Raw genomic sequence first — 13,528 nt, forward strand, 5'->3', positions numbered from 1 at the left:
GCACGGGCAGGAGTGAGGCCGAGGATGCCGCCAGGAGACGAAGACGAGTCGCATCGCCCCCGGGGCCGGAGTCGACCGTCAGTGCCGACGACCGAGGAGGATGTCGCGCTGATCGACGACCACGGCGCGGATCGCGGCGACGACGGCGGCCACTTCCGGGCGGCGAAGGGTTTCGGTGCGCGCGACGAGCCAGTAGCCGAGGGTGACGGTCACCGAATCGGCCAGCACGCGAACGAGGTCCGCGTGGCGATCGGCCATGAAGCACGGCAGCAGGCCCAGGCCCGCGGAGGCGCGCGTGGCCTCGACGTGCACGAAAACATTGGTGGACGTGACCGATTCGCGCATCGCGGGTACGAAGCTGGAGGCCAAGTCGAGATCGTCGACTTGCAGCATGGAATCGATGAAGTAGACCAGCGGATACCGGGACAGGTCGTCGATCGTCGCGGGTGCGCCGTTCTCGTACAGGTATTCGCGGGAACCGTAGAGGCCGAGACAGTAGTCGGCCAGATGCGTGGCGGTGGCGCGGTGCACTTGCGGCTCGCCCACCACGATCTCGAGATCCAGCCCCGAACGCTGTTGCGAGGCGCGCCGGGTGATCGCCACGATTTCCACCGAGATCTTGGGGTGCCGCCGCTGCACCTCCGCCGCCGCGGGCGCGGCGATGTAAGCGCTGAAGCCGTCGGTCGCCGAGAGCCGGACCACCCCCTCCAGCACCCGGTTGCCGTCGGCGTCCGCGGCCAGCGACTTCACCGCCGACTCCACCGCCTCGGCCGCGGCCAGGGCTTCCCTGCCGAGATCGGTCAGCTCCCAGCCACCGGTCACCCGGGTGAGCACCCGGCCGCCGAGGGTGTGCTCCAGCGCGGCGATGCGCCGGGAGATGGTGGTGTGGTTGATGCCGAGTTCGTCGGCCGCCGTCACGAATCGGCCGGAGCGCCCGACGGCCAGGAGGACGAGGAGGTCGTCCGCGCTGGGACGACCAGGAGTGGCCGGGCGCATATCTGCATCTTTGCAGAGACGCACTGCACAAATGGTCATTGCGGCGTAATTCCTCTGCACCAATACTCGGTGCAGCCAAAGCATTGTGGGGGCCGTCACATCGGGAACGAAGTGTGGCCCCGGGCACGAAGGAGAAGTGCGATGAGGGAGCACAACGCCGTAGCGGCGGATTCGGGCGGCACGACCAGCGGCCTGCGCCGCGTGGTGGCCGCGTCGATGGCGGGCACGGTGGTGGAGTGGTACGAGTTCTTCCTGTACGGCACCGCCGCCACGCTGGTGTTCAGCAAGGTGTTCTTCGCCAAGGGCACCAGCGACCTGGACGCCATCCTCGCCGCGTTCATCACCTACGCGGTCGGTTTCGCGGCGCGGCCGCTGGGCGGCGTGGTGTTCGGGCACTTCGGCGACAAGTACGGCCGCAAGAAGCTGCTGCAGTTCAGCCTGGTGCTGGTGGGCAGCGCGACGTTCCTGATGGGCTGCCTGCCGACCTTCGGGCAGATCGGCTACTGGGCGCCCGCGCTGCTGGTGGCCCTGCGCTTCATCCAGGGCTTCGCGGTCGGCGGAGAGTGGGGCGGCGCGGTGCTGCTGGTCGCCGAGCACAGCCCGAGCCGCAGCCGCGGATTCTGGGCGAGCTGGCCACAGGCAGGCGTACCCGCGGGCAACCTGCTGGCGACGGTGGTGCTGCTGGTGCTCACCTCCACGCTGTCGGACGAGGCGTTCCTCGGCTGGGGCTGGCGGGTCGCGTTCTGGTTGTCGGCGGTCGTGGTGCTGATCGGCTACTACATCCGCACCAAGATCACCGACGCGCCCATTTTCGTCGCGGCGCAGCGGGAAGCCGAGCAGATCAAGGCGACCTCGCTGAGCGTGGTGGAGGTGCTGCGCCGCTACCCGCGCGGCGTGTTCACCGCGATGGGGCTGCGTTTCGGCGAGAACGTCATGTACTACCTGGTGGTCACGTTCACCATCACCTATCTGAAGACGCAGGTGCACGCCGACACCCAAGTGATCCTGTGGTGGCTGCTGGCCGCGCACGCGGTCCACTTCGTGGCGATCCCGCTGGTGGGCAACCTGTCCGACCGCATCGGCAGGCGGCCGGTCTACCTGATCGGCGCGCTCACCGCGGGCACCTGGGGCTTCTTCGCCTTCCCGATGATGGACAGCGGCCACAACGTGGTCATCATGTCCGCCATCGTCATCGGCTTGATCTTCCACGCCTTCATGTACGCCGGGCAGCCCGCGATCATGGCCGAGATGTTCCCCACCCGGATGCGCTATTCCGGTGTGTCCCTCGGCTACCAGGTGACCTCGATCGTGGCCGGTTCGCTGGCGCCGATCATCGCCGTCCGGCTGCTGAACACCTACCACTCCGCGGTGCCGATCGCCTGGTACCTGGCGGGCGCGGCGGCGGTGAGCGCGATCGCCGTGCTCGTCGCACGAGAGACGAAGGGACTGACCTTGGAGAGCATCGATCACGCCGATGCCGAGACCCTCGGCGCGCGCACCGAAGTGACCGTGCGATGAGCGATCTGGCGGGGCGCAGCGCCCTGGTCACCGGCGGCGCGAGCGGCATCGGCGCTGCGTGCGCCCGCGCGCTCGCGGCGCGGGGGGCCACGGTCACGGTGGCCGACGTCGACGACGTCGGCGCGAAGACCGTGGCCAGGGAGCTGGGCGGCAAGTCGTGGGCGGTGGACCTGCTCGACGTCGCGGCGCTGGAGGAGCTGGAACTCGACGTCGACATCCTGATCAACAACGCCGGGGTGCAGCACGTCAGCCCGATCCGGGACTTCGCGCCGCAGCGCTTCCGCGACCTGCTCACGTTGATGGTCGAGGCCCCGTTCCTGCTGGTGCGCGCGGCGCTGCCGCACATGTACCGGCAGGGCTGGGGACGGATCGTCAACATCTCCTCGGTCCACGGCCTGCGCGCCTCCGAATACAAGGTCGCGTACGTGACGGCCAAGCACGGCCTGGAGGGGCTGTCCAAGGTCACCGCGCTGGAGGGCGGCCCGCACGGCGTCACCAGCAATTGCGTGAACCCAGGCTATGTGCGGACGCCGCTGGTGGACAAGCAGATCGCGGATCAGGCCAAGGCGCACGGCGTGCCCGAGCAGGAGGTGGTGGAGAAGATCCTGCTCACCGAGAGCGCGATCAAACGGCTCGTCGAGCCGGAGGAGGTCGCGTCGCTGGTGGCCTGGCTGGTGTCGCCGGAGGCGGGCATGGTCACCGGCGCGGCCTACACGATGGATGGCGGGTGGAGCGCGCGATGAGGGCGCGCTCACCCGAGCGCGGTCAGCGCCATTCCGCGCAGCACCGGCCGGGCGCGTGCCGCGGTCGCCTCGCTCGCACTGTGCGGGGTGGAGTTGATCAGGCCGAAGGCGGCGTGGGCCTGCACCCGCGCCGCCTCCTCGGGTAGTTCGGGATGCAGCTCGCGCAACACGCTCACCCAGATCTCCACGTACTGGCGCTGGGTGCGGCGGATCTCGCGGCGGGCCGCAGCGGGCACGTTGTCCAGGTCGCGGTCCTGGATGCGAATGAGCTCCGGCTCGCCGAGCGCGAAGTCCAGATGGTGATCGACCAGCCCGGCGAGTGCCTCCTCAGGGGAGTTCGTGCCCGCGACCACCTTCTTGCCGCCGTCGAGCAGGCGCTGACTCACCCCGACCAGCAACTCGATCAGCAGCGCTTCCTTGTTCGGGAAGTGCCGGTAGACCGCGGGGCCGCTGATGCCGACGGCGGCGCCCAGGTCGTCCAGGCGCATGCCGAGGAAGCCGCGATCGGCGATCAACCGCGCTCCCGCTTCCAGCAGTTGCATCCTGCGTTGCGCCTTCAATTGCTCACGACGCGTCGGCGCGACGGATTCGGCACTGGTCACACGCGGTCCTTTCGGCCGATCTGGACAACTCGGTTAATCAAGACTAACCTGAATTTCAGTTATCGTCGACTAACTGGACGACAGGACTACGTGATGACCGTTATCGAAGAGGTCGTCGGGAACCGCGCCGCGCACGCGGCGTTGGTCGACGATCTGCGCGCCCGGCTGGCCGCCGCGGCGCTGGGCGGGCCCCAGAAGGCACGCGATCGCCACGTCGCGCGGGGCAAACTGCTGCCCAGGCAGCGCGTGGACCAGCTGCTGGACCCGGGGAGCCCATTCCTCGAGCTGTCCCCGCTGGCCGCGACCGGAATGTACGGCGACGACTCCCCCGGCGCCGGGATCATCACCGGGATCGGCCGGGTGTCCGGCCGGGAATGCGTGATCGTGGCCAACGACGCGACGGTCAAGGGCGGCACCTACTACCCCATGACGGTGAAGAAGCATCTGCGCGCGCAGGAGATCGCGTTGCAGAACCAGCTGCCGTGCGTCTACCTGGTCGACTCCGGTGGCGCGTACCTGCCGCACCAGGACGAGGTGTTCCCCGACCGGGAGCACTTCGGGCGCATCTTCTACAACCAGGCGACCATGAGCGCCAAAGGGATTCCGCAGATCGCCGCGGTGCTCGGCTCCTGCACCGCGGGCGGCGCCTACGTGCCCGCGATGAGCGACGAGGCCGTGATCGTGCGCAACCAGGGCACAATCTTCCTCGGCGGCCCGCCGCTGGTGAAGGCCGCGACCGGTGAGGTGGTCACGGCCGAGGAACTCGGCGGCGGCGAGCTGCACTCGCGCACCTCCGGCGTCACCGACCACCTGGCCGAGGACGATCAGGACGCGCTGCGCATCGTGCGCCGCATCGTGGCCACGCTCGGCCCGCGCACGCCGGTCCCGTGGGAGGTGCGGCCCGTCATCGCGCCCGCCGCGCCGGAATCCGAGCTCTACGACGTGGTGCCGACCGACCTGCGCACTCCCTACGACGTGCGCGAGGTGATCCATCGCCTGGTCGACGGGACCGTCGAGGGCGAGAGCGGGTTCCACGAGTTCAAGGCCGAATACGGCAAGACCTTGGTCACCGGGTTCGCGCACATCCACGGACATCCGGTGGGCATCGTCGCCAACAACGGCGTGCTGTTCAGCGAATCCGCCATGAAGGGCGCGCATTTCATCGAGCTGTGCGACAAGCGCAGTATCCCGCTGCTGTTCCTGCAGAACATCACCGGCTTCATGGTCGGCCGCGACTACGAGGCAGGCGGCATCGCCAAGCACGGCGCGAAGATGGTCACCGCGGTGGCCTGCGCCCGCGTGCCGAAGCTCACCGTCGTCATCGGCGGCTCCTACGGCGCGGGCAACTACTCGATGTGCGGGCGCGCGTATTCGCCGCGGTTCCTGTGGATGTGGCCGAACGCCCGGATCTCGGTGATGGGTGGCGAGCAGGCGGCGTCGGTGCTGGCGACGGTGCGCGGCGACCAGCTCGACAGCAGCGGGCAGCCCTGGTCGGCCGCGGACGAGGAGGCGTTCAAGGCCCCGATCCGGGACCAGTACGAGAGCCAGGGCAACCCCTATTACTCGACGGCCAGGTTGTGGGACGACGGCGTGATCGATCCCGCCGACACCAGAACCGTGCTCGGGCTCGCGCTGTCGGTGTGCGCGCAGGCCCCGCTCGAACCCGTCTCCTACGGCGTTTTCCGGATGTGATGACGATGCTGAACAGATCCGTTCCCGTCGGATTCGACACCGTGCTCGTCGCCAACCGCGGCGAGATCGCGGTGCGGGTGATCCGCACTCTGCGCGGCTTGGGGATTCGCTCGGTGGCCGTCTACAGCGACGCCGACGCCGACGCCCGCCACGTCCACGAAGCCGACACGGCGGTGCGTCTCGGCCCGGCCCCCGCCCGGGAGAGCTACCTCGCCATCGACCGGGTGGTGGCCGCCGCCGTGCGCACCGGCGCGCAAGCGGTCCACCCCGGCTACGGGTTCCTCTCGGAGAACGCCGCTTTCGCCGCCGCGCTGGCGGAGGCGGACATCGTCTTCCTCGGACCGCCGGCCCGCGCCATCGAGGTGATGGGCGACAAGATCACCGCGAAGAACACCGTGGCCGCGTTCGGCGTCCCCGTGGTGCCCGGCATCGCCACCCCGGGCCTGACCGATGACGAGCTGATCGCCGCGGCCGCCGAAGTCGGCTATCCGGTGCTGGTCAAGCCGTCCGCGGGCGGTGGAGGCAAGGGCATGCGCCGGGTGGACGATCCGGCCCGCCTGCCGGAGGCGCTGCGCAGCGCCCGGCGCGAGGCCGCCGCCGCGTTCGGCGACGACACGCTGTTCCTGGAACGGTTCGTCACCCGGCCGCGGCACATCGAGGTGCAGATTCTCGCCGACCAGTTCGGGAACGTGCTGCATCTGGGCGAGCGCGAATGCAGCTTGCAGCGCCGCCACCAGAAGGTGATCGAGGAGGCTCCCTCGCCGCTGCTGGACGCGGCCACCAGGGCCAGGATCGGCGCGGCGGCCTGCAACACCGCGCGCAGCGTGGACTACGTGGGCGCGGGCACCGTGGAGTTCATCGTCTCCGCCGACCAGCCGGACGAGTTCTTCTTCATGGAGATGAACACCCGCCTGCAGGTAGAGCATCCGGTCACCGAGCTGGTCACCGGCGTCGACTTGGTGGAATGCCAGGTCCGGGTGGCGGCCGGGCAGAAGCTTGCGGTGGCGCAGGACGACATCCGCATGGTCGGGCACGCGATCGAGGCCAGGGTGTACGCCGAGGATCCGGGGCGCGGGTTCCTGCCCACCGGCGGCACGGTGCTCGACCTCGACGAGCCGGAAGGTCCCGGCGTCCGGGTCGACTCGGGCCTGCGGATCGGCACGCGCGTCGGCAGCGATTACGACCCGATGCTGTCGAAGGTCATCGCGCACGCCGGTGATCGCGCCGCCGCGCTCGCGAAACTGGATCGCGCGCTGGCCGACACCGTGCTGCTCGGCGTGACCAGCAATATCGAATTCCTGCGCTTCCTGCTCGCCGACCCGGACGTGGCCGAAGGACGGCTGGACACCGCCCTGCTGGACCGGCGGGTCGCCGACTTCCGGCCCGCCGCCGTGGGCGACGACGAGTTCGTCGCCGCGGCGGCCTGGCACTGGGTGCGCCGCTGGCCCGCCGCGCCGCGCGACCCCTGGGAGGTGCCCTCCGGCTGGCGGATCGGGGCCGACGCGCCGACGCCGATCCGGCTCGCGGGCGGCGAGCGGGTCGAGCACGTCTACCTGTCCGGCACGCCGGACGACGGCACGGTGCGGGTCGACGAGGGCGAAAGCCGCGCGCTGACGGCGGTATTCACCGCCTCCGGCGATCGATGCGCGGGCGAACTCGCCCTCACCCTGGACGGCCTGCGCCGCACCTACCGGGTCGCCGAGCAGGACGGCTTGTTGTGGGTGGCCGGACCGTCCGGCATCGCGGTGCTGCGCGAAGTGGCCGAGGTCAACGTGCGCGGCGGCGACGAGCACGTGGGCGACGCCGAGATCCGCTCCCCCATGCCCGGCTCGGTGATCGCGGTGCCGGTCGCCTCCGGCATCGCCGTCGCGGCGGGCGATCCGGTGGTCATCGTGGAGGCGATGAAGATGGAGCACTCGCTCACCGCGCCGGTCGCCGGAACCGTCGAACTACTGGTCGAACCCGGCGCGCAGGTGCGCCTGGACCAAGTGCTGGCGCGCGTCGTCGCGCAGGCGGCAACGAATCCCACCGAACGAGAAGGAATCCCCGCATGACCGACTTCCTGTCCACCGGCACGCTGCCGGAGGAGTACCGCGATCTCGCGCTGACCGTGCGCGACTTCGCGCGGTCGGTGGTCGCTCCGGTGGCGGCCGAGCACGACGCGAACCACACCTTCCCGTACGAAGTGGTCGCGGGGATGGCCGAGATGGGCCTGTTCGGCCTGCCGTTCCCGGAGGAGTACGGCGGCATGGGCGGCGACTACTTCGCGCTGTGCCTGGCGCTCGAGGAACTGGGCAAGGTCGACCAGAGCGTGGCGATCACGCTGGAGGCGGGCGTCTCGCTCGGCGCGATGCCGATCTACCGCTTCGGCAACGACAAGCAGAAGCAGGAATGGCTGCCGCGGCTGACCAGCGGCCGCAACCTCGCCGCGTTCGGGCTCACCGAACCGGGCGCGGGCAGCGACGCGGGCGGCACCAGGACCACCGCGGTCATCGACGGCGGCGAATGGATCATCAACGGCAGCAAGCAGTTCATCACCAATTCCGGCACCGACATCACCAAGCTCGTCACGGTGACCGCGGTGACCGGGAACACCGGCGGCAAGAAGGAGATCTCGACGATCCTGGTGCCGACCGACACACCCGGTTTCGTCGCCGAGCCCGCGTACAACAAGGTCGGCTGGAACGCCTCCGACACCCATCCGCTCAGCTTCACCGACGTCCGCGTCCCCGAGGAGAATCTGCTCGGCGAGCGCGGGCGCGGTTACGCGAACTTCCTGCGCATCCTCGACGAGGGCCGCATCGCCATCGCCGCGCTCGCGGTCGGCGCCGCGCAGGGCTGTGTGGACGAGAGCGTGCGCTACGCCAAGGAGCGCGAGGCGTTCGGCCAGGCGATCGGGCGCAATCAGGCCATCGCGTTCAAGATCGCCAGGATGGAGACGCGGGCGCACGCCGCGCGCACGGCCTACTACGACGCGGCGGCGCTGATGCTGGCAGGCAAGCCGTTCAAGAAGCAGGCGTCCATCGCCAAGCTGGTGGCCAGCGAGGCCGCCATGGACAACGCTCGCGACGCGACGCAGATCTTCGGCGGCTACGGATTCATGAACGAATACGCCGTCGCCCGGCACTATCGCGACAGCAAGATCCTGGAAATCGGCGAGGGGACGACGGAGGTGCAGCTGATGCTGATCGGACGGGAGCTGGGCCTGTGACCCGGCGGACGGTCGTGCAGCGCGGCCTGTGGTTCGAGGAGTTCGACACCGAGGTGGTCTACGAGCACCGCCCCGGCCGCACCATCACCGAGGCGGACAACGTCCTGTTCACCACGCTCACCATGAACACCCAGGCGCTGCACCTGGACGCGGCGTTCAGCGATCGATTGCCTCCGTTCAATCAGCGGTTGGTGAACTCGATGTTCACCCTGTCCACGTTGATCGGACTGTCGGTGGCGCAGCTGACCCAGGGCACCATCGTGGCCAATCTCGGCTTCTCGGAGGTCGCTTTCCCCAAGCCGCTGTTCCACGGCGACACCATGTACGCCGAAACCGTGGTCACCGACAAGCGCGAATCGAAGAGCCGTCCGGGCGAGGGCATCGTGACCTTCGCGCACACGGCGCGCAATCAGCACGGCGAGGTCGTGGCCACGGCGGTGCGCAAGACGCTGGTGCGCAAGGCTCCGGAGGGCGTGGCATGAGGCGTCCGGTCCGGGTGAGACAACCCAAGGTCACCACGAACAGCGATGCGGATGCCCACAACCGACCCAGCATGAGCGGCCCGGCCCTGAGGCAGCACAGCGGCACTACACCGGGCTCCGTGGGTATCCACATCCGACACAGCATGAGCGGTTCGGCCCGGAGTCGGCAGGGTCGCGCTCATGCCGGAGGCGATGCCGCATGAATTGGCAGATGGCAGGTCCGGCCTGGTTGTTCTGCCCGGCCGATCGTCCCGAGCGCTTCGCGAAGGCGGCGGCTGCGGCCGACGTCGTGATTGTCGACCTCGAGGACGGCGTCGCCGCGCACGACAAAGCGGCGGCGCGCAAGGCGCTGCTGGATACACCGCTCGATCCGGCGACCACGGTGGTGCGCGTCAACGCGGCGGGTACCGAGGACCACGCGCTCGATCTGGCGGCACTCGCCGACGCCGCCTACCGCAGGCTCATGCTGCCGAAATGCGAGTCCGCCGAACAGGTCACCGCGCTGGCGGACTACGCGGTGATCGCGCTGATCGAGTCGCCGCTCGGCGCGCTCACCGTCGGCGCGGCGATGACGGCGCGCAACGCGATCGGCGTCATGTGGGGGGCGGAGGATCTGGTCGCCGGGCTCGGCGGCACGGCGAGCAGGCATGCCGGCGGCGGCTATCGCGACGTGGCCCGCCACGTCCGCTCCACCGCGCTGCTGGCCGCCAAGGCGTACGGCAAGTTCGCGCTCGACTCGGTGTACCTGGACATTGGCGATCTGGACGGGCTGCGGGCCGAGACCGAGGACGCGGTCTCGGTGGGTTTCGACGCCAAGGTGGCGATCCACCCGAGCCAGGTGCCGGTGCTGCGCGCCGCCTATGCGCCCTCGGAAGCAGAGCTCACCTGGGCCCGCCGAGTGCTGGCGGAAGCGCCGAACCACCGCGGTGTCTTCGCCTTCGAGGGCAGGATGGTCGATGGCCCCGTGTTCCGGCACGCCGAGCAGATCGTGCGGCGCGCCGACCGCGCCTGAACGCAGAGTTTCCCCAGTCGAGAGGACCGCGATGCAACCACAATGGGTGCCGACCGAAGAAGACATCGCCGAGGCGAGGATCACCGACTTCGCCCGATTCGTCGCGGAACGCACCGGTGTGCACGCGACCGACTATCACGCGCTGTGGCAGTGGTCGGTCGACGATCTCGCCGGATTCTGGCACGCGCTGTGGGACTACTTCGAACTCGGTGACATCGCGGGCGAAGTGTTGGCGAGCGCGGAGATGCCGGGCGCGCAGTGGTTCCCCGGCACCCGGTTGAACTATGTGGACCAGGTGATCCGGCAGCTGCGCACCGACCGGCCCGCGATCAAGGCGGTCAGTGAGGACGCTCCGATCCGCGAGGTGTCCTGGGCCGAACTGATCGACCACACCGCCGCTTTCGCACAGACGCTGCGGTCGCTGGGTGTGCGGCCCGGCGACCGGGTGGCCGGGTATCTGCCGAACATCCCGGAAGCGGTGATCGCGTTCCTGGCCACCGCGAGCATCGGCGCGATCTGGAGCGCCTGCGGACAGGACTACTCGCCGAAAGCCGCGCTGGACCGTCTCGGGCAACTGGAGCCGACCGTCCTGGTCACCGCCGACGGCTACCGCTTCGGCGGCAAGGCGCACGACAAGCGCGACGACATCGCCGCGTTGCGTGCCGGCCTGGACTCGCTGAAGGGCACGATCGCGGTCTCCCGGCTCGGGCTGGACGTGCCGGACGCGACCTCGTGGGACGAGGCGGTGACCACCACCGACGGGCTGCCTCCGGTGATCACCACGGAGTCGGTGGATTTCGACCATCCGCTGTGGATCGTGTTCTCCTCCGGCACCACCGGCCTGCCCAAGGGCATCGTGCACGGCCACGGCGGCGTGCTGCTCGAACACCTCAAAGCCGTTGCCCTGCAATCCGACATCGGACCCGAGGACACCTTCTTCTGGTACACCAGCCCGAGCTGGATGATGTGGAACTTCCAGATCGCGGGCCTGCTGGCCGGGGCGACCATCGTCACCTACGACGGCAGCCCTACCGCGCCGACCCCCGACGCGCTGTGGCGGATCGCCGCCGAGGTCGGCGCCACCGTGCTCGGCGCCAGCCCCGGCTATGTGCTGGCCTGCATCAAAGCTGGCTCGGTGCCGCGCACCGAGCACGACCTGTCGGCCCTGCGCACCGTCGGCATCACCGGCTCCTCGCTGCCCACCTCCTCGGCGCTGTGGCTGGGCGAGAACGTCGGCGAGCACGTCCAGGTGTCCTCGATCAGCGGCGGCACCGACGTGGTGTCCGCGTTCATCGGGGGCGCGCGCACCGTGCCCGTGTGGCCGGGTGAGCTGTCGGCGCCCTTCCTCGGCGTCGCGCTGGACGCCTACGACCCGGCGGGGCAGCCGGTGCGCGGCGAAGTCGGCGAGCTCGTCATCACCGCGCCGATGCCGTCCATGCCGGTCTCCTTCTGGCGCGACGAGGACGGGAAGCGTTATCACGACGCGTATTTCGACATGTTCCCCGGCGTGTGGCGGCACGGCGACTGGATCACCATCACCGACCACCACAGCGTGGTCGTGCACGGGCGGTCGGACTCCACGCTCAACCGGCACGGCATCCGGATGGGCAGCGCCGACATCTACCAATCCGTCGAACGGCTCCCGGAGATCGCCGAAGCGCTGGTGATCGGCGCCGAGCAGCCCGACGGCGGATACTGGATGCCGCTGTTCGTGACCCTCGCGCCCGGCGCGGAACTCACCGACGAGCTGAAAGCGCGCGTCAACAGCACCATCCGCACCGAGGTATCCCCCCGCCACGTGCCCGACGAGATCATCCTGGCCCCCGGCATCCCGCACACCCGCACCGGGAAGAAGCTCGAGGTACCGATCAAGAAGCTGTTCCAGGGCGCCGACCCGACCCGCGTCGTCGAACGCAGCGCCGTGGACAACCCGGACCTGCTCGACTGGTACGGCACGATCCGGCCCGGCGGGCAGGGCTGAGGCCGCCGCTGGCCTCGCTGCGATGCAGTGTGTTTCACGCGTGACGCGATTGACTCAGTTGAGGCTGCCCTGCGGCGCGACCCAGACTTGGGGCTGCCTCGTCACCGCGGCGATATGTTCGAAATCCGCGTCGTAGTGGACCAGTACTGCCCCGTGGAACTCGGCGACGGCCGCGGTGAGCAGGTCCACTATCCCCGCCGCTCGGTGGTGACCTTTGCGTGCCATCAATTGCTGGACTTCTCGCGCACGATCGGCGATCGACTCATTGATCGGCAGGTTGACGTATAGAGCGCGACGGCGCTGTGCGATGTTCTGCACGTCGGCGAGGTTTCGCCCGGAGTAACCGGCTTCCAGATCCACCGTGACGCATGTCGCGGCCGCACGATCGGCGATCAGCCCGGCGATCACCGCGCGCACCGGCTCGTGCCCGAGTCTGGCGCTCGCGGAGGTGTCGACGAGATGCAGTCGAAGCGGAGTGGCCTCGCTCAACGGCGAGCCTCGCGCATGATCTCGGCCTCACCGATATCGGGGCCGACCCCGAACCCGTACGGGTCGGTCAAGACCTGTTCGATCCGGCGTCGCCGTTCGGCAACGAATTCCAGCGCCGCGTTCACCGTGTCTTTCTTGGTGGTGGTTCCCAGCTCCTTGGCAGCCAGGGCCAGGGCTTCGTCGTTCAGATCGATCATCGTCTTCATATATATAAGGATATGCCCGGATAAACCTTCACAGCAATACCGGATATCCACCGTCGGAGGCGGCCACGACCCGACATCCCGCACCGGCGAGAAGCCCGAGGTTCCGATCAAGAGACTATTCCACCTCCCCCGACCCGACCCGCGTCGTCGAACGCAGCGCCGTGGACAACCCGGAGCTGCTCGACTGGTACGGCACGATCCGGCCCGGCGGGCGCGGCTGAGGGCGCTCCCGACTTCGGCTGCGGCCGATCCCGATCAGTTGCCGGACGCAGTGCCGGGAGCGCGCGAATCGGGCGCCGCGATCCAGAACGGGCGCGGCTGTGTGCTGTGCGTCGCGAGTTCGGCTGCGGCGCAAGATTTTATCGGTGGTAGCCGCGCCCGCCGATGGACGCGGTGAAGACCGCCGCCCGCGCGCCGCGGGCGGCTTCCAGGTTGCGCTTCTCCTGCGGGGTGAGCCGATAGCGCGCCGTGATCCGCCGTACCGCGGCGACCACGGCGCCGAGCACCGGGATGGGGTCCACCGGGCGCAAAGCCAACGCCATGACGAACTCCTTACCAGAAAGACGTACCGGTACAAGCGGTTTCGGACAAACGGA

13 protein-coding genes are annotated in these 13,528 nt (G+C 69.3%); 8 read left to right on the forward strand and 5 right to left on the reverse strand.

Annotated features, from left to right (window positions below; translation table 11 throughout):
• Positions 1-78 precede the first annotated feature (78 nt).
• Positions 79-996 (reverse strand): LysR family transcriptional regulator, encoded by a 918-nt coding sequence (locus ABZW96_RS14945; protein ID WP_355074801.1) that lies wholly within the window; start codon positions 994-996, stop codon positions 79-81.
• Between the two features lie 141 nt (positions 997-1,137).
• Between ABZW96_RS14945 and ABZW96_RS14950 the strand changes: the two genes are divergently transcribed.
• A complete protein-coding gene (locus tag ABZW96_RS14950) occupies positions 1,138-2,514 on the forward strand; it encodes an MFS transporter (protein WP_355074803.1) in 1,377 nt (458 codons plus the stop codon).
• Positions 2,511-3,257 (forward strand): 3-hydroxybutyrate dehydrogenase, encoded by a 747-nt coding sequence (locus tag ABZW96_RS14955; protein ID WP_355074805.1) that lies wholly within the window; start codon positions 2,511-2,513, stop codon positions 3,255-3,257. The genes ABZW96_RS14950 and ABZW96_RS14955 overlap by 4 nt, the downstream gene beginning before the upstream one ends.
• Before the next feature lie 8 nt (positions 3,258-3,265).
• Here the strand turns inward: ABZW96_RS14955 and ABZW96_RS14960 are convergent, their stop codons facing one another.
• Positions 3,266-3,799 carry a TetR/AcrR family transcriptional regulator gene (locus ABZW96_RS14960; RefSeq protein ID WP_355075038.1) on the reverse strand — a complete coding sequence of 178 codons (534 nt, stop codon included), beginning with the start codon at positions 3,797-3,799 and terminating at the stop codon, positions 3,266-3,268.
• A 153-nt stretch (positions 3,800-3,952) separates the two neighbouring features.
• Between ABZW96_RS14960 and ABZW96_RS14965 the strand changes: the two genes are divergently transcribed.
• The 6 genes from ABZW96_RS14965 to ABZW96_RS14990 all read left to right on the forward strand — a co-directional run bounded on the left by ABZW96_RS14965 (position 3,953) and on the right by ABZW96_RS14990 (position 12,237).
• A complete protein-coding gene (locus tag ABZW96_RS14965; RefSeq protein ID WP_355074807.1) occupies positions 3,953-5,551 on the forward strand; it encodes a carboxyl transferase domain-containing protein in 1,599 nt (532 codons plus the stop codon).
• 5 nt (positions 5,552-5,556) lie between these two features.
• Entirely contained in the window at positions 5,557-7,605 is a 2,049-nt protein-coding gene (locus ABZW96_RS14970) for a biotin carboxylase N-terminal domain-containing protein (protein WP_355074809.1), read from the forward strand.
• Positions 7,602-8,762 (forward strand): acyl-CoA dehydrogenase family protein, encoded by a 1,161-nt coding sequence (locus tag ABZW96_RS14975; protein ID WP_355074811.1) that lies wholly within the window; start codon positions 7,602-7,604, stop codon positions 8,760-8,762. Before ABZW96_RS14970 ends, ABZW96_RS14975 begins: the two co-directional genes overlap by 4 nt.
• Positions 8,759-9,244 carry a MaoC family dehydratase gene (locus tag ABZW96_RS14980; RefSeq protein WP_355074813.1) on the forward strand — a complete coding sequence of 162 codons (486 nt, stop codon included), beginning with the start codon at positions 8,759-8,761 and terminating at the stop codon, positions 9,242-9,244. The genes ABZW96_RS14975 and ABZW96_RS14980 overlap by 4 nt, the downstream gene beginning before the upstream one ends.
• Before the next feature lie 199 nt (positions 9,245-9,443).
• Positions 9,444-10,256 (forward strand): CoA ester lyase, encoded by an 813-nt coding sequence (locus ABZW96_RS14985; RefSeq protein WP_355074815.1) that lies wholly within the window; start codon positions 9,444-9,446, stop codon positions 10,254-10,256.
• 31 nt (positions 10,257-10,287) lie between these two features.
• Positions 10,288-12,237 carry an acetoacetate--CoA ligase gene (locus ABZW96_RS14990; RefSeq protein ID WP_355074817.1) on the forward strand — a complete coding sequence of 650 codons (1,950 nt, stop codon included), beginning with the start codon at positions 10,288-10,290 and terminating at the stop codon, positions 12,235-12,237.
• Positions 12,238-12,291: 54 nt separating this feature from the next.
• On the opposite strand, the gene ABZW96_RS14995 is transcribed toward ABZW96_RS14990, so the two are convergent.
• From ABZW96_RS14995 to ABZW96_RS15005, 3 genes are all read right to left on the reverse strand, one after another.
• Complete coding sequence (locus ABZW96_RS14995; RefSeq protein ID WP_355074819.1) at positions 12,292-12,726, reverse strand: PIN domain nuclease; 435 nt, start codon at positions 12,724-12,726, stop codon at positions 12,292-12,294.
• Positions 12,723-12,932 (reverse strand): type II toxin-antitoxin system VapB family antitoxin, encoded by a 210-nt coding sequence (locus ABZW96_RS15000; RefSeq protein WP_355074821.1) that lies wholly within the window; start codon positions 12,930-12,932, stop codon positions 12,723-12,725. Before ABZW96_RS15000 ends, ABZW96_RS14995 begins: the two co-directional genes overlap by 4 nt.
• 359 nt (positions 12,933-13,291) lie before the next feature.
• The gene (locus ABZW96_RS15005) at positions 13,292-13,474 is read right to left on the reverse strand and encodes a hypothetical protein (protein ID WP_355074823.1); all 183 of its coding nucleotides are present in this window, start codon (positions 13,472-13,474) and stop codon (positions 13,292-13,294) included.
• Positions 13,475-13,528: the final 54 nt, after the last annotated feature.

It is taken from the genome of Nocardia sp. NPDC004168, assembly GCF_040610355.1.
Classification (GTDB): domain Bacteria; phylum Actinomycetota; class Actinomycetes; order Mycobacteriales; family Mycobacteriaceae; genus Nocardia; species Nocardia sichangensis.